Source organism: Pelagicoccus sp. SDUM812002, from assembly GCF_031127835.1.
GTDB lineage: Bacteria > Verrucomicrobiota > Verrucomicrobiia > Opitutales > Opitutaceae > Pelagicoccus.
This window is the reverse complement of record NZ_JARXHX010000005.1, coordinates 150,040-171,980: the sequence shown is the minus strand read 5'-3', so window position 1 is coordinate 171,980 and position 21,941 is coordinate 150,040. Positions and strand designations below refer to the sequence as shown.

At 55.5% G+C, this 21,941-nt stretch carries 17 protein-coding genes; 9 read left to right on the top strand and 8 right to left on the bottom strand.

What is annotated here, in order from left to right:
* The first annotated feature begins 440 nt into the window (after nt 1-440).
* On the top strand, nt 441-2,204 hold the full coding sequence (locus QEH53_RS09765) for an ATP-binding protein (RefSeq protein ID WP_309022994.1): 1,764 nt from the start codon (nt 441-443) through the stop codon (nt 2,202-2,204).
* 25 nt (nt 2,205-2,229) lie between these two features.
* Here QEH53_RS09765 and QEH53_RS09760 read toward each other — a convergent pair whose 3' ends face one another.
* Entirely contained in the window at nt 2,230-3,630 is a 1,401-nt protein-coding gene (locus QEH53_RS09760; protein ID WP_309022993.1) for an MFS transporter, read from the bottom strand.
* A 47-nt stretch (nt 3,631-3,677) separates the two neighbouring features.
* On the opposite strand from QEH53_RS09760, the gene QEH53_RS09755 reads away from it, so the two are divergent.
* The 4 genes from QEH53_RS09755 (at nt 3,678) to QEH53_RS09740 (ending at nt 10,743) form a co-directional block, all read left to right on the top strand.
* On the top strand, nt 3,678-4,949 hold the full coding sequence (locus QEH53_RS09755; RefSeq protein ID WP_309022992.1) for a permease: 1,272 nt from the start codon (nt 3,678-3,680) through the stop codon (nt 4,947-4,949).
* Between the two features lie 25 nt (nt 4,950-4,974).
* Nucleotides 4,975-5,403, top strand: a complete 429-nt coding sequence (locus QEH53_RS09750) for a hypothetical protein (protein WP_309022991.1) — start codon at nt 4,975-4,977, stop codon at nt 5,401-5,403.
* 54 nt (nt 5,404-5,457) lie between these two features.
* Complete coding sequence (hrpA, locus tag QEH53_RS09745) at nt 5,458-9,486, top strand: ATP-dependent RNA helicase HrpA (protein ID WP_309023128.1); 4,029 nt, start codon at nt 5,458-5,460, stop codon at nt 9,484-9,486.
* Between the two features lie 72 nt (nt 9,487-9,558).
* Nucleotides 9,559-10,743 carry an AI-2E family transporter gene (locus tag QEH53_RS09740; protein WP_309022990.1) on the top strand — a complete coding sequence of 395 codons (1,185 nt, stop codon included), beginning with the start codon at nt 9,559-9,561 and terminating at the stop codon, nt 10,741-10,743.
* Between the two features lie 136 nt (nt 10,744-10,879).
* Here the strand turns inward: QEH53_RS09740 and QEH53_RS09735 are convergent, their stop codons facing one another.
* Complete coding sequence (locus tag QEH53_RS09735; RefSeq protein ID WP_309022989.1) at nt 10,880-11,422, bottom strand: hypothetical protein; 543 nt, start codon at nt 11,420-11,422, stop codon at nt 10,880-10,882.
* A gap of 244 nt (nt 11,423-11,666) precedes the next feature.
* On the opposite strand from QEH53_RS09735, the gene QEH53_RS09730 reads away from it, so the two are divergent.
* Entirely contained in the window at nt 11,667-12,596 is a 930-nt protein-coding gene (locus QEH53_RS09730) for a paraquat-inducible protein A (protein WP_309022988.1), read from the top strand.
* Complete coding sequence (locus tag QEH53_RS09725) at nt 12,593-13,453, top strand: MlaD family protein (RefSeq protein WP_309022987.1); 861 nt, start codon at nt 12,593-12,595, stop codon at nt 13,451-13,453. The genes QEH53_RS09730 and QEH53_RS09725 overlap by 4 nt, the downstream gene beginning before the upstream one ends.
* A gap of 68 nt (nt 13,454-13,521) precedes the next feature.
* Here the strand turns inward: QEH53_RS09725 and QEH53_RS09720 are convergent, their stop codons facing one another.
* The 6 genes from QEH53_RS09720 to QEH53_RS09695 all read right to left on the bottom strand — a co-directional run bounded on the left by QEH53_RS09720 (nt 13,522) and on the right by QEH53_RS09695 (nt 19,813).
* The gene (locus QEH53_RS09720) at nt 13,522-14,937 is read right to left on the bottom strand and encodes an NAD(P)(+) transhydrogenase (Re/Si-specific) subunit beta (protein ID WP_309022986.1); all 1,416 of its coding nucleotides are present in this window, start codon (nt 14,935-14,937) and stop codon (nt 13,522-13,524) included.
* Nucleotides 14,938-14,943: 6 nt separating this feature from the next.
* Nucleotides 14,944-15,228: an NAD(P) transhydrogenase subunit alpha gene (locus QEH53_RS09715; protein WP_309022985.1), complete on the bottom strand. Its 285-nt coding sequence runs from the start codon at nt 15,226-15,228 to the stop codon at nt 14,944-14,946.
* Between the two features lie 35 nt (nt 15,229-15,263).
* Nucleotides 15,264-16,391, bottom strand: a complete 1,128-nt coding sequence (locus QEH53_RS09710; RefSeq protein ID WP_309022984.1) for an NAD(P) transhydrogenase subunit alpha — start codon at nt 16,389-16,391, stop codon at nt 15,264-15,266.
* A 506-nt stretch (nt 16,392-16,897) separates the two neighbouring features.
* The gene (locus QEH53_RS09705) at nt 16,898-18,700 is read right to left on the bottom strand and encodes a sodium:solute symporter family protein (RefSeq protein ID WP_309022983.1); all 1,803 of its coding nucleotides are present in this window, start codon (nt 18,698-18,700) and stop codon (nt 16,898-16,900) included.
* A 154-nt stretch (nt 18,701-18,854) separates the two neighbouring features.
* Complete coding sequence (locus QEH53_RS09700; protein ID WP_309022982.1) at nt 18,855-19,274, bottom strand: hypothetical protein; 420 nt, start codon at nt 19,272-19,274, stop codon at nt 18,855-18,857.
* 17 nt (nt 19,275-19,291) lie between these two features.
* Nucleotides 19,292-19,813: an ACT domain-containing protein gene (locus QEH53_RS09695; RefSeq protein WP_309022981.1), complete on the bottom strand. Its 522-nt coding sequence runs from the start codon at nt 19,811-19,813 to the stop codon at nt 19,292-19,294.
* Nucleotides 19,814-20,042: 229 nt separating this feature from the next.
* On the opposite strand from QEH53_RS09695, the gene QEH53_RS09690 reads away from it, so the two are divergent.
* Both QEH53_RS09690 and QEH53_RS09685 read left to right on the top strand, forming a co-directional pair.
* Entirely contained in the window at nt 20,043-21,140 is a 1,098-nt protein-coding gene (locus QEH53_RS09690) for an ABC transporter ATP-binding protein (protein ID WP_309022980.1), read from the top strand.
* Nucleotides 21,140-21,901 (top strand): ABC transporter permease subunit, encoded by a 762-nt coding sequence (locus QEH53_RS09685; protein WP_309022979.1) that lies wholly within the window; start codon nt 21,140-21,142, stop codon nt 21,899-21,901. Before QEH53_RS09690 ends, QEH53_RS09685 begins: the two co-directional genes overlap by 1 nt.
* Nucleotides 21,902-21,941 lie beyond the last annotated feature (40 nt).

The following is a 21,941-nucleotide window of genomic DNA, read 5'->3' as shown; positions in this document are numbered from 1 at the left end:
GGCTCATTAGTCAATTCGATGACACTCAAATTCGTCGCAAAACATTAGGCCTTTCTGCACCATAAATACCTATCCAAACAATTGCACAAAATGGCAACTCTGTGGTCGACTGCAACAATTGGATACACTCAGGGTATAAAAGTATCGAAAAGTAGGTTAATTATGCAGAAGGATGTTGACCTAATCGCTGTAAACAACTTGTGAATAACTTTACCGTTTCCCTCTGAAAAATAGGAAACAGTCACCACTCATCCATCGCGACTACCCCACCGCGCCCACACAAATCAAATATCAAGACAAGATCGGGACACCTCGATCGGAAAAACGACTATTAATCGATTCCTTTACCCGTCCGCCCAGAACAACAAAATCCCCCCACAAGGCACTCCCATCCGACGCTCCGATACCCTGCGAAATAGCAGTGGCAGCAGCGTAAATTAATGCCTCTAAACCTAAGCCAGCATCTTGATCAGTCGAAAAGTCCCGAGGTCGATTCCTCCTCGGAGACGCTTTTCCTTCTCTCCGTCTGCCGCGACGAAGATGATGCTGCCGCGCTTCGTTCAGACTTGAAGCGATCAGGTCTCGCCTCCTACAAGATCCAGCGCTGCGTCGATCTGGACGACGCAATCCACTTGTTGCAAGTCTGCGGCTTCGACCTGGCATTCCTCCGTCTCGACGATTTCCAAGACCCGCAAGCCGCGGTCTCGTTGGTACGACAAAACGATCCCGAACTTGCCATCGTTTCTTTAACCTCGAGTCGGCTGCTCAATTCCGAAAGCTTCCGCTTACCAAACGGTATCGACGGCAACTGCCGTCTGGAGGACCTTTCCCCGTCTCTTGTTTCCAGTCTCGTATCCAATATCCTCAAGCAAAAACGAGAACAACACGAACACCATCACCTCGCCCAAGAGTTGGAACTGGCTCTCGACATAGGCGAGCTCGGAACCTGGACTCTTGATGTTGAAACGGGGCGCATCGTGCTGAGCGAACAAGCCGCTGCCGCCATCGGAGCCCAATCCCGCGATCAAATCCCGTTCCTGGACGACTTCGTCGAGCGAATGTATTCAGGCGACCATGACAGATTGAAACGCCTTTTCGATCTCTCGATTGAAACTCAAGGCGATCTCGATGCGAATTTCCGACTCGCTCACGGGAGCGAAGCGGGAGCCTCCGTACACATTTCCGCCATTTATCGGCCCGGCGGACCTCGCAGCAATCCCACCCTAAGCGGTATGCTTAAACGCGAGTCGAAGTCTAGCGAGGAAATACAAGCTCGCATCGAAGCTGCTAACCAAGCAATCCAAAAGGCTCTCAGCTTGAGAGACGACGCAATCGCGGCTGCCAGCAAGGAACTCGCGCTGCTCGCGCAAAAAATTGACGTTCTGGAGCCACGCTTCGAGCCAACGGAGCATTGCTACAACCCTAACGCCGAAACGCCCGCTGCCGATCAGCTCACCGAACCTGAACCCCGACCTCAACGGGGCCCAGCGATAGCTACCGAGGTGGTTGAAACGACAAAAGCACCGCTTCAACCTGCCATCGAATTCCAGAAAAATCCGGCGACTCAGCTTCCAGCCCCGCAACAGTCAGAGCTGTCTTCTTCTGCATCCGACGACAAGGCTGATGAAAATCAAACGCTTGGCATCGATAAGTCACACGCTCTCCAACAGGTGCTGAAGTCGATCACCCGCCAGAAAAAGGAACAATCCGATAGCAGCTTCCCTTTCGACTTTTCAACCGAATCCGTCTCGAACTACACGGAACCGAGTCCACAAATCGACGGATTCATCGGAGCTGCCAAACGCCTGATCGATATTACCCAAAACGGACAAGAGCTCGCCGTTACCCTCAGCGTGGAAAACGATGGTGTCATCGAGACCGAACGCGAGCGCGACCTGCTGTTTGAAATACTGAAGGAGCTCCTCACCAACGTGGTGAAGCATGCACGCGCCACCGAATGCATCATAGCCCTATTCCGCGACGAAGACGAATGGGTCCTGCAGGTCGAGGACGATGGCGTCGGACTCGAAAACAACCTTGTTTCGATTTCTACCCCTCTGAACAAGATCGGCCTCTTCCGCATTCGTACAAAGCTCGCCCTCAAGGGTGGGCAGCTCGATCTCACTCCGACCTTCCCGAGAGGACTGATCGCCAGAGCCCGCATCCCCGTCAGTCTCCTCAGCCGCGGCGAAGAGAGAGCCTAAACGAGCGTCAGCCTGCTGAAACGTCTCAACCGAGCTTACGTTGCGGATTGTCCGCAAAGAACGAGCTCACCACCAAAGCCACCGCGAATACCGTCGCTACGACATGGGCCATGGCGTAGCTGCCAGCCAACCCTCGTGCCGCGCTAAAAGCGAGCGGACCAACCGCGCTTCCCACCACGATAATAGATGCAAAGAAGCCGCTGATCGCACCCAAGTGTTTCAGCCCATAAAAGCGAGGCATGAACACGCCGCTGATCGCCCCAAAACACCCGCCGCTCACCCCGAACCCAATCACCAGCGCCACTCGCATTCCAGAGCCTTCCAGCCCTACCAATCCAAAGGCTGCCAAGGCGTTCCCTAAGGCCATAAACGCCAGCAAGTACTTTAAGCGGCACCGATCGCTCATCCATCCGACCACCAAACTTACCCCGGCGTTCAAGACGGCCGTGGGCACAAACAAGTTCAACATAGCGCCAGCATCTTGCCCCAAGTCCGCCGCCACATCGATCACGTGAAAGGCGTATCCAGTAAAGTAGCACGCCTGTAAGGCAAAGACCAAGCTGAACGCCCAAAACGAAAAGTTTCGCACGGCCTCGTCACGAGTGAATTCTTTGACCAAACGAAACTCGGGATCTGCAGCCCGCTTCTCGTCGACCTGCTTCCCCGCATCAGCTTCCAGTCCGCATTCGCTAGGATTGTCACGGTACAGGAGCCAAGCCAAAAAGCAGAACCCAGGCGCCAGCACCAATGCCATCAGACGCCAAGACTCCCTCCAACCGATAGCCTCGATCATTTCGTTAAATATTTTCGGAGCTAAGGAAAAACACACCGTCACCGCGATTCCTCCAACGGAGAAAACCTTACCTCGATGCGCGACCCACCACTTTCCAACCATGTTTCGCGAAGTCATCATCACCAAGCCCTGACCGAAGAAACGCATCAAAAAGAACCCGAAGATCAAGCATCCCATTCGTATCCACATCTTCGATGCGTCGCCTCTGAAAGCGGATCCAAGTCCTCCTGCGACTCCGTCAACCACACTCATGTAGCCCAAGGACAACGCTAAGGCCAAACTCGCTACAACGATCATCTTTCGCGCGCCCCATTGATCAAACAACCGCCCTGCATAGGGAAGCAGAAACCCGCTTCCGGCGGTGCCCACGAAATAGGCCGTGCTTACGCTTAGACGACTCAGTCCGAGGGCCTCGATCAGCTTTTCGTTGAAGACGTTCACCCCGATTGTTTGCCCCGGTACGCTCGCCACCATACCTAAGGTTCCCACGATCGCGACAACCCAACCGTAGTGCAGCGGCTGCCGACCTGGACGAAATGGCGTCCCCGCCGCAAATGCTCTTTGCCCGAAACTCACTCCCCACCAACTAGCTTCTCCTACCGCAAAGACCACCCCAATTCCTGCAAAAAACATTTCGCCAAAAGCCCCTCCCATTCGTAGAGCCCTTTTACCGCCGCGCTATGGAAATAATCATCAAAGTCGCCGCTCACACCTGGGCCATGATAGCAGAGATGGGAATCTACCTCATCCTCGGTCTTGCCATATCCGTGGTCCTGCACCGCTTTCTGAAGCAAGCCTGGGTGGAAAAGCTTATGGGCAAACGTAACCTTAGCTCCGTCATTTGGGGCAGCCTCGTCGGCGTACCCATGCCCCTCTGCTCCTGTGGAGTCATTCCCGTCACCATGAGCCTGCATTCGAAAGGGGCCAGTCGCGGGGCCACTGTTTCATTCCTGACTTCTACTCCGCAAACTGGAGTCGATTCCTTCCTCGCGACCTACGCTATGCTCGGGCCCATATTCGCTGTCTACAAGATCGTGGTCGCATTCATCTCCGGAATCCTCGTCGGACTCACCACCGACCTCTTCGACAGAGACCGCCAAACCCCAGCCACTGCACTCCCTGCTCAAAGCACTGTACCCAGCTCTAATAATCTAAAAGATTCTCTCAGATACGGATTCTACACAATGCCAGGCGACCTCGCTTCGGCCCTCATCATCGGGTTCATACTCGCAGGCATCATCAGCGCCCTCGCCCCCGCCGACCTCCTCTCGAACATGCCGGGAGGTGCCCTCTCTGCCATCCTCCTGGCCACGCTTATCTCCGTACCCTTCTACATCTGCTCGACCGGTTCCATACCGCTCGCCCTCGCCCTCGTGCATAGCGGACTTCCCATAAGCGCAGCCCTCGTCCTCCTCATCGCAGGGCCCGCCACGAATATTGCGACCATCACCGCCATGCGCAAAGTCCTCGGCGGACGCAGCACGGTCATCTACGTCGTCGGCGTCATCCTCACCACATGGATCGCAGCCGCCGTCTACCACTTTTTCCTAGATACCGGGACCCTCGGCACTCACGCCATGTCGCACGAGATGAATCTTCCGCTCTGGCAGCATATCGGGGGAGCCGTCCTTCTACTACTACTCGTATTTCCCCACATCCACCAAAAGCTCGTCTCTAAGGCACCCGTCGAAAGCTGCTGCGGGGACGGCTGCGACAGCTCTTCAAAACCAAGCGAAAACGCTATGCAAACCCACACGCTCTCTATCAAAGGCATGAACTGCAGCCACTGCGAAGGCTCCGTCCGAGACGGCCTATCCAGCCTGCCGGGAATCGTAGTACGATCAGTAGACAAAAATAGCGCCACTGCGACGATCCAATCAGACTCCTTCGACGAAACCGCCATCCGCGAAAAGATCAGCTCGCTCGGCTTCGACTACCAAGGCGCCAAGTAGCATCAAGCCTTCGACCTCTCAGCCCATGCACCACCTCATCATCCTCATTTCGCTTTTCGCTATCCAATTCTCGTTACTCTCTGCCACTCCCATACGGTCGATGGACGAGCAGACCAGCAAGCTTGCCGAGCAAATCCAGTCACCCAAAACGTTGCTTCTCACAGTCCATAGCGAATCCGACCTGCCCGACGCCCAGCGACTCCTCACACTCGCCGCATCGCAGGATATTCCAGCCATCGTACTCATCTCCCTTCCCGACAACGCAATCGAGTCCATCGCCATACGCCGCAGCGCGAGTCGCTTCTTCCGATCTGATTTCAGCCGACCTCTCACTTACTTCATCGAAGCTGCAGACCACCCGTATCCAGAATTTAAAACGCTCCTCCTTTCACCCATCGAGCCCGCGCCCCTCTTCGCTTCGGAAACCTATCCTCAAGCGCTACCGCTCCTGTAGGAGCGACCTTGGTCGCGATCCCTTTCCATCTCCTCTTAGAGCACCCCTTTCACCATTCACTCTTCATCTTCTACCATCCCCACCCCGATCCATTACCCCCCGGATCTTCCCATCGCCCAGCGGCGCGATGAAATAGTATCCGCAATCCAGGCGTACCAGACCATCGTCCTCACCGGTGAAACAGGATCGGGAAAGACCACTCAAATCCCAAAGATGTGCCTCGACGCGGGCCTCGGAAAATCAGGCCGTATCGCCTGTACCCAGCCGCGCCGCGTCGCCGCCCTCTCCGTCGCTAAACGCGTCGCCGAAGAACTGAAGGTAAGCTTCGGCAAAGAGGTCGGCGCCAAAATCCGATTCACCGACCAGACCTCCAAGCAAACCCGCGTCAAATTCATGACCGACGGGATGCTGTTGACCGAGATTCACGGCGACCCCCTCATGCGCGACTACGAGGCAGTCATCATCGACGAGGCCCATGAACGATCACTCAATATCGACTTCCTGCTCGGATACCTCAACCAGCTCCGTGCTCGCCGTCCCGACCTCAAGATCATCATCACATCGGCTACTATCGACACCGAGAAATTCTCCGCTGCCTTCGACGACGCCCCCATCATAGAGGTCTCCGGCCGCGTTTACCCAGTCGACATCGTCTACGCGCCCCTCGACGAACTCCTCGAGGATTCTGGCGATTTTACCTACATCGAAGGCATCGCCGAATCCGCAAAACGGATACAAGACGAATTCGGGACCGGCGATATCCTCGCCTTCCTTCCCACCGAGAAAGACATCCGCGAGGCAATGGACCTGCTCGATTCCCGCTTCGGTCGCCGCATGGAAATCATACCCTGCTTCGGGCGCCTCTCCAATGCCGACCAACAACGCATCTTTCAAAGTTCCCCGAGGAGAAAGCTCATTCTCGCCACTAATATCGCCGAGACCTCCCTCACAATCCCCGGCATTCGATTCGTCATCGACACTGGCTTAGCGCGAATTTCCCGCTACAATCCGCGCGGCCGTACCAAACGACTCCCCATCGCCAAGATCTCCCAATCCTCCGCCAACCAACGCTCCGGGCGCTGCGGGCGCGTGGCGGACGGCATATGCATCCGCCTTTATTCGGAAAAAGATTACCTGTCCCGCGAAATCTACTCCGTCCCCGAAATCCAACGCTCCAATCTCGCCGACGTCATACTGCGCATGACCGCGTCCAAGCTCGGCGACGTCGAAACCTTCCCCTTCATCGATCCCCCCAGCCCTGCCGCGATCTCCGCCGGCTACCAACTCTTGCAAGAGCTCGGCGCTCTCACGGTCTCCGACGCCACCCGAGGGCCCCGACTCACCGAACTCGGACGCAAGCTTTCACGACTGCCCGCCGATCCCACCGTCGGCCGTATGCTACTCGAAGCCAACCGCCACGGCGTCACTCACGAAGTTCTCGTCATCGCGGCCGCCCTGTCCATCCAGGACCCGCGCGAGCGACCGATGGACAAGGAAAGCGCCGCCCGCCAGGCCCATGACCAGTTTAACCACGAGTATTCCGACTTTCTCGCCCTCCTCAACATCTGGGAAGCCCTGCACGAAAACTTCGAAAGGCTCTCCCAAGCCCGCCTTCGGAAGTTCTGTAAGAAGAACTTCCTTAACTACCTCCGCATCCGCGAATGGCGCGATATCTACCAACAGCTCGAACGCTCCCTTCCGAAACCAGGAGGGCTCGGCTCCACCCAGTCCGCATCACCTCAACCAACCCAAAACCCAGAACCCAAGACCCAGAACCTAGACCGCGATAGCGCCCCCTACCATGCCATTCACGCCTGCCTTCTCACCGGCCTACTCGCCAACGTGGGCCAACGTGAAGAGACCAACCTCTACCGCTGCTCAGCAAACCGCAAGCCGCTCGTCTTCCCCGGATCCTCCCTTTTCATCCGTCAACCGCGTGACAAGAAAACGGGCAAACGTAAAGACTCCGGCACCGAAACCGGCAAAAAAAAACGCAAAAGCCCCGAGTGGATCCTCTCCGCCGAAATCGTCGAAACCAATCGGCTCTACGCCCGTACCGTCGCCTCCATCGACCCGAGCTGGATCCTCGACGTCGGGCGCCACATCATCAGCTACAGCTACAGCGATCCTGAGTTTCTCCCCGACCAAGGACGCGTCGTCACCCGCGAGTCTATCCGTATCCACGGATTGGAGATCCAAAACAAGCAGGTCAGCTACCTCAAAGTCGATCCCGCTAAGGCCACCGAAATTTTCATCCGCGAAGCCCTTCTTAACGAGGAGTACGCCGCCCCCGCCAACTGGACTTTCCTCAAGCCAAACCGGCGCCTCATATCGCGTATCCAAAACGCCCAGACGGTCATTTCCGTAGCGCACTGGATGGGCGTCGAAGAGGCCGCTTACACCTTCTACCAAAAACGCCTAGAACACATCGCCTCCATCGCCGACCTCAACCGCTTCTTGAAATCAAGTCGGAGCGCCCTCGGAAGCGAAAATGAGCCCGACCCGCACGGCCTCCTCATGTCCGAGGCCGACCTCACCGCGTCCGAAGAAGCCTCCTTCGACCTCTCGCTCTTTCCTGAAAGTGTCGAGCTCGGAAACTCTGCCCTTCCGATCGAATACCAGTACAAGCATGGACACGAGAAAGACGGCGTCACACTCAAGCTTCCCTACAGCAAGGCCAAGTCCATCAATAACGCCCTACTCGACTGGCTCATACCCGGCCACCTTGAGCCTAAAATACACTCGCTGCTCAAAGCCCTCCCCAAGCACGTACGCCAGCGCCTTATCCCGCTCGCCGACTCTGCCAAGAAAATCGCTTCCGAGCTTCGCCCAACCGGAACCAGCTTAGTAGCCTCCCTTCAAACCTATCTACAAGCCTCGTATTCAATCGAAACCTACGCGAGCGATTGGGATGAATCCGCCATCCCCGATCACTTGCGGGCCCGCGTCGAGGTCCACGACAAAAACGGCAAGACCATCGCGGAAGCGCGTGACGCTCAAACGCTACATAGCCGCCTCGAGGCCAAGCAAGCCGAACTCAGCGCCACCAAAGCCAACGACACCAGCTCCCTCTGGAAAAAGGCCCGCGAAAACTACGAACGCGAAATCAACTCCATCTCCGACCTTCGAGACGCACCGTCTCCGACAACGTCAAACAATCGAATCAGAATCGGCAACCCAAACGGCCTCCCACTCTACGCCTATCCCGCCCTCCGATCAAATACAGGCGGGACGTCTTCCGCCTCGCCTGGATCGAGCATCCATCTTTCCCTCTTTCGCTCAGAAGCCGAAGCGACAGCAGCCAATGCCAGCGGTATCGCAGCACTGCTCGAGCACGAACTCCGCCGCGAGCTGGCTTGGATACGCACCGACCTCAAAGACGTGCAACGCGTCGGTCCTGCTGCCGTCCCTTTCCGTCCCATCGCCGCACTCAAGGAAGACGTTTACGAGCACATTCGCCAAACCCTTCGTACCCACAATCTCAGGACGCTCGACGCCGATGCCATTCTCGCCGTCCGAGAAAAAGCCTACGAATTGTCAAAAGGCCTGCTCTACAGAGTAGTCGACCAACTGAAGCTCATCCTCGAAAAACGCCAGGCGCTCATCGTCCAGCCAACGGTAGCCAAGCATTTCTCAGCAGATATTGACCGAATTCTCCCGCCCGATTTCCTTCGCCACACCCCAAATCACATCCTGCCTCGCATCCCTGTCTATCTCGAAGGCATTCAACGTCGTGCCGACACTCTCGGACAAAATCCCAGCCGCGACGCTCAACGACAAAGACAGCTAGACCACTACCGCAATCGCCTCGCCCAAGCAGGAACAACGTTGCGAGCAACCCCACAAGCAACTCAGATCAGCTGGATGATCGAAGAATTTGCAATCTCCCTCTTCGCCCAGCACCTTGGTACCGCCCACCCCATTTCCCCTAAGAAACTGGACCAAGCCTTATCGGAGATTGGAGCAACACCGGTCGAACTCCCTCAGAACTCGAAACCCAATATCCAGAAGCCAAGCACCAAAGGCACTTCCGACCGTCCCACTCAAGCCGACCTCAACTCGCTGAAGAACCTTTTCCGATGAGGTGCGAATCTCGCCGAACAAACTCCCAATCGCCACACAATAGAGACCCAACCACCAGCCAAGAAATAGCGAATGTCAGACAGCGACTCACCACGAAAACGATTTACCACGAACCAGTGGCGCCTCATTGGCGTGGCCGCAGCATTGATCAGCATCACTGTCATCGCCTACTTCCTCCTCGGAGTCTTCAATCTCCTAAGAACCTTCGTACAAACCTTTTACGGTGTACTGTGGCCACTCGCTACCGCTGGAATCCTTGCACTTATTTTCCGGCCTGCGGTTGTTTTCCTGCAAAAACGGGCTCGCTTCAATCGCACTTGGTCAATCATCACACTCTTCATCGCCGCAGCTCTCGCTCTCTCAGGCTTGCTCCTGCTCGTGATCCCCGTCCTGGTCGACCAGGTTCTTCTCTTTATCGAATACCTTCCGGAATTCATAGGACGTATCAGAACGAGCTTAGCTGAAACCTATCCAAAGGTTGTCGAATTCATTTCCACTCGGCTCGGCGAGGAAAATCTTGCCCGTATCCAAGAATCTTTGTCAAACGGTGTCACAACCCTCCTCCAGCAGTCTGAACCTGCTCTCAACAATATCGTCGGTTTCGCCAGCCGCACCATCGCCATCGGAACCGGACTCGCGATTATTCCCGTCTACCTCTTCTTCATGCTCGTGAGCCAACGCAACCTTGGCAACGACTTGCGGAGCCAGCTATCCTTTATCCGCGACGACTGGAGAGACGACATCATTTTTCTAATCAATGAATTCATCGGAAGCGTCGTATCCTTTTTCCGAGGACAAATCGTCATTGCATTCATTATGGGAATTTTGCTGGCAATCGGATTTCTCGTAGTTGGCCTGAAGTTCGCAATTATCCTCGGGCTAGCGATCGGATTCCTCAATGTCATCCCTTACCTTGGTAGCATCATCGGACTCAGCATCGCCCTGCCACTCGCCTACTTCCAAAAAGATGGCGGAGGCATAAATCTATTGCTCCTCGCCATAGCGGTGTTCGCAGTTGTGCAAGTCATCGAAGGCTATCTATTGACTCCACGTATAATGGGAAAGACCACTGGCTTGCATCCGATGGTCATCATCATTGCGATTTTCTTCTGGGGTACCGCTCTTGATGGCATCCTTGGCATGATCCTCGCCATACCGCTTACCGCCTTCTTCGTCGTGGCATGGCGCCTCGCCAAACGTAAGTACCTGGATCGTATCAGCAGAGATGATACGGTACAAGAACCCACCCAAGCCTAGAGCCCTCATAGGTTCGAAACGCGGCGAGGATCTTAGGCCCGCCGCCGAAGAGACAAAACTACACCCCCAAAAAAAAGCGGAACGCTTTCGCGTTCCGCCTTGTTAAACGATCCAAGACTCCTCCCATCCGGATCGCTTAGGATTCGATTGTCTTCTTCTTCAGTTTTCGCAGCGCATCGCGAAACGCGTCCTCCGCGCTACCGGCAAACTGCTCGCCGACATCTCGTCCATTGAAAACGGCGATACTGCTCCTTAGGCCATGAAACGTTCCGAGCGAAGTCTTATCGCCATCCGCATTCCAAAAGTCTGCAACGACCCTGAAATTATACATTCCGGCCGCGCTTCGACTCCAGTCGACCACTCTCAATTCGATGCCAGTCTCGCCTTCCTCGCGATTTATTCCGTTGTATTCAAAATCATAGTCGCCAAGCCACTTTTCGCGGCGAGCCGCATCATAGAAAGCTTCACGTAGGAGGTCTTCGCGGACGTCCTCAGCTCTGAAGCTCCCCATCCCCTGGATATCGTTGACCCATATGGTGATCCCTTGTTCAGGCGTCGAATCTTCGGTTATCGGATCGGCAAAATTGGTTCCAACCATAGCGAGCAACAAACCTGACAAGGCCGTCCACTTGAACGATTTCAATAAACGATTACTGTTCTTAAGGTTATGGTTTTTCATGTCTGTCTACTTTCTTTCTGTTCTGTTCTTTTTGAGTGGAGATTCCGTCAATTGAGAAGCTCCCACACCCATTTATACGCGTCGTACCAAACATCGGTTTCAAACGTCCGTTTTATTTTTCCAATTTTCCGAATGCCCGGAAATGGCGTTGCCTCGCCTCAAAAAACGCAAAGGCTTGCCCTAACGAATCTCACGCAATTCCCAGCAACCTAGGGAAGTAGACGTGTGTAAAACCGGAATAGCCGTGCGAAAATCGATAGCCTCCAGGCAGCTCCCCATAGCCCTATCCGCCCTTATTTGCTGGAGCTTCGCCCTTACCTTCCCCTTGGCGGAGGTGCAAAAGCTTGGTCTCGTCAACCAGAGCCACCTCCTCTCTATAGGAAGCGCGTTTAGAGATCGCGACCAAGAACTTCTCGGGCTCTGCGTTGATCTGCTGGCGATCGTTTTTCCTTCCCTTATTTTCCTCATCCTTCCGGTCGCCGCCTGCACCCCAGGAACTTTATTCCGAACCCAAAGCCTCAAGCTCCTTGCGGTCTCGAAGGCCTGGGCCATGCCGGATGTTTTCTGCCTATCGACGCTGATCGCATTCATAAAACTAGGGGACTTGGCGACGGCTTCTATTTCAGCCGGCTTCTACTTCCTCCTTGCTAGCACGTTCTTGCTAACCTACCTCACGCAGAAGCTTAGCATTCCCGAATTGCCCCACCGCAAAAGCCGAGCTGCCTCCGTCGCCTATATGGCAGCGGCCATCGCTTTGCTCATTCCCGCAAACCTCCTGCCGATCATGGTGATTTCCACCGCTCAGGGGACGAAGAGTAGCAATATTCTATCCGGCGTCTCCGAACTCGCGAACCACGGACTCTGGGGCATCGCGGCAATCGTATTCGCTGCATCGATACTTGTACCCTTTGGAAAAATCGGCGGACTCGGATGGCTATCACTGAACTCCCCAAAGACTGAAATCGGCCCCTTACACCACAAACTACATCGAACCATCGATTTTATCGGGCGCTGGTCTATGCTGGACATCTTCCTGATCGGCGTGCTGGCCAGCCTCATCGAGTTCGGAACGCTCGCATCCATCTCACCCGGTCCAGCTGCACCTGCTTTCGCCGCTGCCGTCATTCTAACTGTTGTCGCCGTAGAACGCTTTCCCTTCCCCAAACCCTCATGAAACAAGAAGCCAACCAAGAGAGACATCCTGCACCCAACGCCCTCCTCGTCTGGATGGTGCCACTCATCGCCCTCTTAGTAGGCGGATATATGATAATGAAAGAGGTCGGCGGACAAGGTCCTCAAATTACCATCCTCTTCGGAGACGGAGCTGGCATCGAGGCCGGCAAGACCGTATTGCAGCACAAGGGTGTCAATGTCGGAATCGTCGAATCCGTGCGACTGAGCCCTGACCTCAATAGAGTCGAAGCGGTCGTCAGCCTACAGAAATCGGCTAAAGGACTCGCGAGAGATGGTTCCAAATTCTGGATACTGCGTCCCGAAATCGGAATAGAGGGAATCCGTGGATTAGGCACACTCATCAGTGGACCTACCATTCAAGTTACCCCGGGAGTCGGCCCCACCCAAAAAGAATTCACTGCTGAGAAGCGCGCTCCACTTAAAGGCAGCGAGCTGGGTTACCACTACACCCTCCGCGTCTCCCAGCTGGGATCCTTAAAGCCGGGCTCGCCAGTCCTCTATCGCCAGTACAAGGTCGGTGAGGTTGTGGATACATTGCTGGCTCCCGACGCCACAGCAGTCTTGGTAAAGATTTTAGTCAACTCGCCCTACGACAAGCTGGTACGTACCGACAGCGTCTTTTGGAACGCTAGCGGAATCGCCATGAAAGTCGGGCTTCTTGGTGCCAAGATCCATACAGACTCGCTCCAGTCAGTGCTCGCTGGCGGAATTATGTTCGCAACTCCGGACGACGGCGACGAACTGGCAGACCTCGCCCCCGCAAACACCGAATTTCCTTTGTATCCAGAACTCGACGATGACTGGCTCGAATGGAGCCCGCAGATCTCACTTGAATAGCTTTGCACCACGAAAAAAGGACAGGCCTCCCGACCTGTCCTGACTAAATTGTTTACACTTGCTTGCGCTTACGAACCTTTCAGCTCGTTGACCAGCGAGGAAATGGTAGCCTTCGCGTCGCCGTAAATCATGCGAGAATTCTCCATTACGAAGAGCTTGTTCACCAAGCCGGAGAAGCCTTTGCCTTGGCCGCGTTTGAGGATGAAAACCGTCTTCGCATGATGAGCCTCGATGATCGGCATCCCGTAGATCGGACTCTGAGGATCGTCCGCTGCAGCTGGGTTGACTACGTCATTCGCTCCGATAACGATCGCCACGTCGACGGTCGGCATCATCGGATTGACTGTATCCATTTCTAGCAGCTTCTCGTACTCTACGTCCGCTTCTGCGAGGAGCACGTTCATATGACCTGGCATACGGCCCGCTACGGGATGGATGGCAAAATTCGCTTCGCAGCCATTTTCCTCAAGCAACTCTGCAAGTTCCTTAACTACGTGCTGAGCTTGGGCAACCGCCATCCCGTATCCCGGAATGAACATCACAGAGCTGGCCGCTTCGAGAACGTAGAACGCATCTTCCACGCTTATCGCTTTGGGCTCTCGGTCATCACCGTCGTCAGCACCGCCGCTGGCCGCGCCGAAGCCGCTGAAGAGTACGTTTCCAAGCGTGCGATTCATGGCCTTGCACATGATGACCGTCAGGATCAACCCACTGGCCCCGACCAAACAGCCGGCCACGATCAAGACGTTATTGTAGATGACAAAGCCAGCCGCCGAAGCCGCAACACCGGACAAACTGTTGAGCAGCGATATCACCACTGGCATGTCGCCCCCACCGATCGGCATCACACCCATGACACCAAAGAGAAGTGCAAGCCCAACACCCGTGAGAAACAACTTGTGCGCGAGTTCGAGATCGGAGCTCCACGCGAATACCGCGCCAACTCCAAGAATCGAGATGAGCAGCAAAATGTTCAGAGCCTTTTGACCGCCAAAGACGATCGCGCTACCGCTGAGCTTTCCAGAAAGCTTCCCGTATGCGAAAAGCGAACCAGTGAACGTAACACCGCCGATCAACATGGCCGCGTAGATAACGAAGCCGCTAAAAGTCGGATTGGACTGCATCTCAAGCTCGTAGACGTCCCAACCAATACCGCGGATTTTCTCAAACTCCGCCCACGCAACCAGCAGACTAGCGAGTCCGCCAAAACCGTTGAAGAGAGCCACCAGCTCAGGCATGGCGGTCATCTTGACCATGCGCGCCGCCACCAAACCGATGGCGCTGCCCACGATCAAGCCGCCCAAAATCCAAGTGTAGTCCAAGCCATCCGCGAGCAGCGTTACCACCACCGCGAGAAGCATACCCATGCCGGAAACAAGATTGCCGCGTCGCGCCGTATCGGCGGATCCTAGCATCTTGATGCCGAATACAAAGAGCGTGGCCGCAACCACGTACGCTAAATTGATAAGATCGTTCGCTTCCATGGCTGCTTACTTTCCCTTTTTCTTGAACATCTGCAGCATGCGATCGGTCACCACATAACCACCCACCACGTTGACCGTGGCGAAAATCAAAGCGGCGACTCCCAGTACCGTACCCATCGTACCTTGCTCCTCGGCGCGAATAGCGAGCAAAGCCCCCACCACCGTAATTCCAGAGATCGCATTCGATCCGGACATGAGGGGCGTGTGCAACTGCGAGGGCACCTTGCTGATCAGCTCCAGACCGAGAAAAGCCGCGAGCACGAATATGAAAAATAATAGTATTAGATCCATGATGTATCCAGTTTTTGCTTAATGCCGTGGTGAGGTTACTTAGCGAATCGCTCGTGTACGATGGAGCCGCCTTGGGTTATTACACAGCCTTTGAGAATTTCGTCGGCAAGATCGCTCTTGATCGACTTCGATTCCTGATCCCAAAAGTGCTCGATGAAGCTGTATACGTTTGACGAATACATTTGACTCGCATGAGCAGCGACGCCGCATTCGAACTTTCCGATTCCGAGGATTCGTACGCCATTGGTCGTCACCACTTCCTCATCCAGCTTCGAGCCTTCGACATTTCCGCCGGACTCGACTGCGAGGTCCACCACGATGCTACCATGCTTCATGCCATCGAGCATCCGCTGGTCGACGATCAGCGGCGCCTTGCGACCAAATAGCTTCGCCGTCGTGATCACGATGTCCGACTGCGCGCAGGCCTTGGCCATGCCCGCCTTCTGCATCTCCTTTTGTTCGTCGGTAAGCTCCTTGGCGTAGCCTTGTTCAGTTTGGCCAACCTCGCCGAGGTCGATCTTCACGAACTTCGCTCCCAATGACTTTACCTGCTCTTCGACCACGGGTCGCGTGTCGAAGGCATCCACCCGAGCGCCGAGGCGCTTGGCAGTCGCGATGGCCTGCAAGCCAGCCACACCTACGCCAATTACGAAAACGCGAGCTGGGGAAATGGTGCCCGCCGGCGTCATCATCATCGGCAAAATACGGTTGAGACGCTCTGCCGCTTTCACCACCGCGAAGTAACCAGCGAGATTCGCCTGCGAACTGAGACCGTCCATCTTCTGGGCGAGCGTAGTCCGAGGTATCATCTCCATGCTCACCGCAGTAACGCCTCTTTGGGCAAAGGCATCGAGCAGCTGGCCTTCATTGAACGGATCCAGAAATCCGATCGACCACGAACCGCTTTTCTGACCCGTCGCTTCATCCATGCTCGGCTTGCTCAGGCGCAGCACCATGTCAGCTGCGGCGATCTCCGCCGCCCGATCGCTCGAGATGCTGGCGCCCGCCGCAGAGTAGTCTTCGTCAAGGTAATAGCTCGCCGCGCCGGCTCCCGATTCTACCACGACCTCGAGGCCGAGACCGACGAGACGCTTTACGGATTCTGGAATAAGTGCGACGCGTTTTTCCGTTTCAGAGATTTCAGAGGGAACGAATACACGCATGCTGAAAAGGTGGTCATAAGATTCATGAAATCAATTCAATCCAGCTATCAGTAAATGTGATAGTTAAAGATCTTAGCGCGAGCGATATGGCATATTACCTATCCTAATTCTCTTGAACGATAAATTTGGAGGCCGCTGCCGCCCTTCACCGACTTGATCCCAAGAAAAATGAGCAACGAAACGGCCAAGCTCACGCAAAATGCGTTCGCTTGGCCGCAGGTCATCCACCCCTGTAAAAAAACTGCCCGGCTCGTGGTGATACTCAGCTTTGCGGAGGAATTTGAACAAACTACTACTTTTGGGGAAACCCGTCTCCCGTAGCTAGCGAGCTACTAGGCGGACTACCGCATAAACGGTGTACCACTCCGAACCTGCCACTCGGACGGGATGCGTCACAGGGCACATGGGGCGGTGAGCGAAACCCCAGACTTCCACACGCCCCTTCACCCTTCTCGGGACAGGTTGCTTCCGGCCCTAGCGAGGGGCTCTAAGGCCTAAAAGCTCCCTCAGCTTGGCTCTTTCTCGCGATTCAGCGGATCCAGCCAAGTTCGCTTGAGCACATAACTCGTCACGAAGAAGATCCCCGTGCAAATCCACATGGGCTTGTATTCGCGAATCACGAGGAAGAGCGGGATGATCACGAGCATGAAATGCCAAACAATGCCCACCACGATGTTGAAGATGTGTCGCGGCCAATCCTTGTTTGCTTCGATACTCGGCTTGTCCTTGCGAACCACTTCGATGACCGGCCCCCAGACTCCCCATGGGTGCACCTTCCGATAGAAGGAGCAAAGCGTATCCATGTCCTCCGGACGCGAACTCAAGCTTCCTACGACTGCCGATACGAGCGAGACGACGAAGATGACCGGAAAGAGTTGGATAAACGAAAACTGCGGAAAGAGCTCCGGAAAGACGACGGAGCTGAGGATGCCCCCGAGCATTCCGCAAAAATAGCCCACTCCATTGAAACGCCACCAGTGCCACTTCAGGATGTTCGGGGCCGCATACCCGCCCCAAAGACCGCCCACGATCCAACCCATGATATCGTTGATGCTGTCCATGAAAATGCTGATCCCCACTCCTAGAGCGACCACCAGGAAGGAAGCGAGGTAGCAAAGCTTCACGTAGCTCCCTTGAGACTCGTTCGGGCGGAAATAGTGCTTGTAGACGTCATTCACGAGGTAGGCCGCACCCGCGTTGATAGTAGAATCGAAGGTCGACATGAAGGCGGCCAAAAAGCCCACGATGATAAGTCCCTTCAAACCGATCGGTACGAATTCGCTGATCACATGCGGCAATACCAACTCATAGTCGAATGCGGGATCCTGCAACCGCAAGTCCGTCGAGTAATAGACCAGTCCTAGCACCACGATCCCAGTCACCAAGATCCAGCGCGGAAACAGGGCCAAGGAAACGACGCTACTCATCAATGCCGCTTCCCGCGGATTACGCGTCGCCAACAAACGCTGCATATCGAAATTCGGGGCCGGCCCGGCCACGCTCACGAGCACACCCTTGAGCATCATCATCATGAAGAAGGGAAAAAACAGCTCGTAGCCCTGCAGCTGGATGATGTCGTTGAGCTGCGGCAGCAATCCGCTCCAGTCCAGATCCAGCTCTCGCCCAAACCATACACTCTTCCATCCCTCCGGTGTGACCGCCGCTATCGACTCCGCTGAGGTGAAGGTCATCGCGTAGTAGCCAATCACCACCGATATCGCGACCAGCAGCGAAAACTGGACGATGTCCGTGAAGATCACGCTTCGGATCCCTCCCAAGGTCGCGTACAGTAGCGATACCGCGATCAAGAAAAAAGCGTACGTCGTCGGCTCGAAGGTATCGGGCAAGAAAATCGAAGCAAACCCAGCTAGTCCCTTGAACGCGTAGGCCGAGAAACTCACCACGCTCAGCAGGGCGAAAACCACTAGAACCATGCGAGCCATCTCCAGCCCCACGGGATTTTTGAAACGCGTCGTCATCCAATCCGCGCCGGTCAAAGCGCCGGACCGCCTCACCCACTGGGAGAGGTAGACCATCAAGAAAACTTGGTTGTAGGTCGGCCAAAGCCACGGCAACCACGCCCCTTTTGCCCCGTAGATAAACACCACCGAAACCAGCCACATCGTGCCAGCGATATCGAACATTGAGGACGCATTGGAAACGCCGAGCAGGTACCAAGGCACCTTGCGGCTACCCAGAAAATACGATTCCAAGCTCGCCCCTGCCCTGCGCCGCATCACCACTCCAAACGCCAAAACCAAAACCAAATACAGGACAATCAAAGACAAGTCTATGGCGTGGAGATCCATCGATTAAAACAAGGGGGCAGTCGGGAGGAAAAAAACGGGACGACGCTCTCAATAAACGAGAGCAGCCTTGCGGAACACAAGGCTACAAAGGTGCAAACACCGGTAAATAGCTAAGTCCTACAAGTTTATACCAATAAACCTCAAAAATACTCGGCTACTCTGAATGCTCTTCAAGCCCGTAACGCAATTCCACGGTCACGACCTCGGCAGGTACACCATTCAAAAAGACGCGCAGGAACTGGTTGCGGCCGCCCCCATAAGCCGCATCGAAATCCTTCCGGCGCACCGTATGGCTTTTTTCCCAAACCTCTTCCTCCTCGACGTTTAGGCCCACAAAATCTATTTCCGAAATCGGCTCGATGAAATTGAGCGACTTCACGCGCATGCGACACGTTAGCAACCACCCCTTTTCCTTAGGGTGGAGCTGCACCGCCTCGAAAGTCGCGAGCTCGTTCTCACTCACCGTGATGTCCCAAGCGGGCTTTTCCTCCGCCCGGACAAAGCTTACTGCCAATAGGGCCGCCACTGCTACGACGCCTCTGAAAACACTACGAATTCCCAATCCCCTCATCATTTCTTATTCTTTAAAGATTAATCAGAACCGAAGCTTACATCGACCATCAGGTCCGCCGCTATAAGCTCTAAATCGCTCCGCAAGTCTGCCACATCGCAATCCGCTGGGAGGCAAACCCGAGCCCGCGCCTCGAAAAGCGGCTCTCCAGACATCGGAGCGCTGCGACACTCCGTCGTGAGTTCCTCCACATTCACCGAACGCTTCGCGAACGCATTCGAAATCTGGCTGACGATCCCTGGACGGTCGTTGCCCACTATTTCGATGATCGCGACCTCGTGGCAATCGCCGCTCGCCTCCCCATTCGCGTCCTTCACCACCACGCTCAGACCCTTCGCCTCCAAGGCCGCTACCGCTGCCAGCAGCTCATCGCGCCGCCCCTCAGCCGCACGCACCCGCAAGATGCCCGCAAATTGCCCGCCCAGATTGCACATGCGACTCTCGAGCCAATTCCCGCCTGCCGCTTTCACGGTCGATGCGATAAGTTCCACCAAGCCCGGACGATCCGGACCGATAACAGACATGACGATGGGGCTTTCCATAAGCCAAAAACAAACGCCCTCCCACCCACTTATTCAAATCTTAAAGCAAGCCACTCAAGCAATGGAGCCGCGTCCTCTCCTTTTTCGTTAAGCCCGTCACGGCATTCACCAATCCAACTCCTTCGTCCTGAAGCCTTAAGAACGTAAAAAGCGCATCATTGATATTGCGACTGGAGAAAACCCCGTCTTTCAATGTCCCCTTCGTATCACCACGAACCAGCCCATCGAATTGACCACCCCAAAGCACACCATCGAAGTCGAGCAGCTCCACAAGCGCTTTGGCAAGATCGACGCCGTCAACGGCATCAGCTTCAAAGTTGAAAAAGGGCAAATCGTCGGCTTCCTCGGCCCCAACGGCGCCGGCAAGTCGACCACCATGCGCATTCTCACCGGCTACAACCGCGCCACCTCAGGAATAGCAAAGATCTGCGGCGTGCCCGTCGCAGCCGATCCTCACTACATCAAACGGCGCATCGGCTACATGCCGGAAAACAACCCGCTACCCCTCGACCTGCGCGTACGAGAGTACCTCAAGTACCGGGCAAAGATGAAGGAGATCCCCTTCTCCAAACGACGCCGCGCCATCAACCAAGCGCTCGAAAGCTGCGACCTCCTCCGCGCTCAGGACCGTATCATCGGAAAGCTCTCCAAAGGCTTTCGCCAACGCGTGGGCATCGCCGACGCCATCCTGGCAAATCCCGAGGTCATCATCATGGACGAGCCGACTATCGGACTCGATCCCCACCAAGTCATCCTCATCCGTGACCTCATCGCCTCCCTCCGCGGACGAATGACCGTCATCATATCTTCTCACATCCTGCCCGAGATCGAGATGACCTGCGACCAGATCATCATCATCAACCACGGCAAGATCGTAGGCCAAGGCTCGCCAGCCGAACTCCGCGATACCTTCATCGACCACACGACCTACGAGGTGGAAATCCACGGCACCAACAAAGAACTGGAAGCCGCGCTCGCCACCATCGCTCCCGAGCTTCTCATCGAACGCATCTCCGACCACGACGCCGACGGCTTTGCCACCGCCGAAATTCGGATCAAAGACAAATGCGACTACGGCGAGAAACTCTTCAAGACACTCAGCGTCCATCCCCACCTACGCACCCGCTCCCTTCGCCGTAAGATGGCCCCCCTCGAGGACGTCTTCCTAGCCGCCACCCGCCGCTCTTGGGAAGAAGTCGACCAACACCTTCTAGAGGGACCGGTTCCACCCGGTCCGCAACAGCCCCTTCAGACCAAGCCGGAGCCCACTCCAAGCGAGACCGCCCCTACTCCGCAGCCCGAAGCCCAAAAACCGGACCCAAAATAATGCGGCACTTTTTGACATTATTGCGCAACGAGATCTGGCGGCTGCTCATTAGCCCGAGCACTTACATCGCCGGCTTCCTCTTCCTTCTCGTCATGGGCTTCCTATTCCAGTGGATGCTGCGCGTCTACACCTCCGACCCCCAAGACGAGACCCCTAGCGTGCTTTTCTTCCGCATGTTCTTCATCCCCGTCTTCTTCATGGTGCCCTTGCTCACCATGCGGTCCGTCGCCGAAGAACGTCGGGCGGGCACCATCGAGACGCTGCTCACGACCCCAGTCACTATCGCGGAAATCGTGCTCGCCAAGTTCGGAGCCAGCTACCTCTACTACTGTTCCCTCTGGCTCATCACTGCCTCCTTCCACATCATCTTCTTCACTTACGCCCAGAGCGATACCATCATAGATCCCTACCCCCTCATTGGCGGGTACGGCTACATTTTCCTTAGCGGCACCCTATTTCTTTCGCTCGGCATCTTCGCCAGCTCGCTGACCAAGAGCCAACTCGTTGCCGGCATCCTCGGTTTCTCTCTCGTGTTCGGCTTTATCGTCATCGGCAGCAACGTCGAAGATCTTTCCGTGCTCACCGGCGAGCAAAGCCTTTGGATACGGCAATTTTCAGACCACACGGACGCCCTTCAGCACATGGGTGACTTTTCCTCCGGTATCATAGACACGCGGGCGATCGTGCTCTACTTGAGCACCGCCTTTACCTTCCTGTTCCTGAGCGTGCTCGCCATCGAGTACCGCGACGGCACCACCTAAAACGAGTCGCTCAGCCATCCCTTTTTTCCGGAACTCAAGA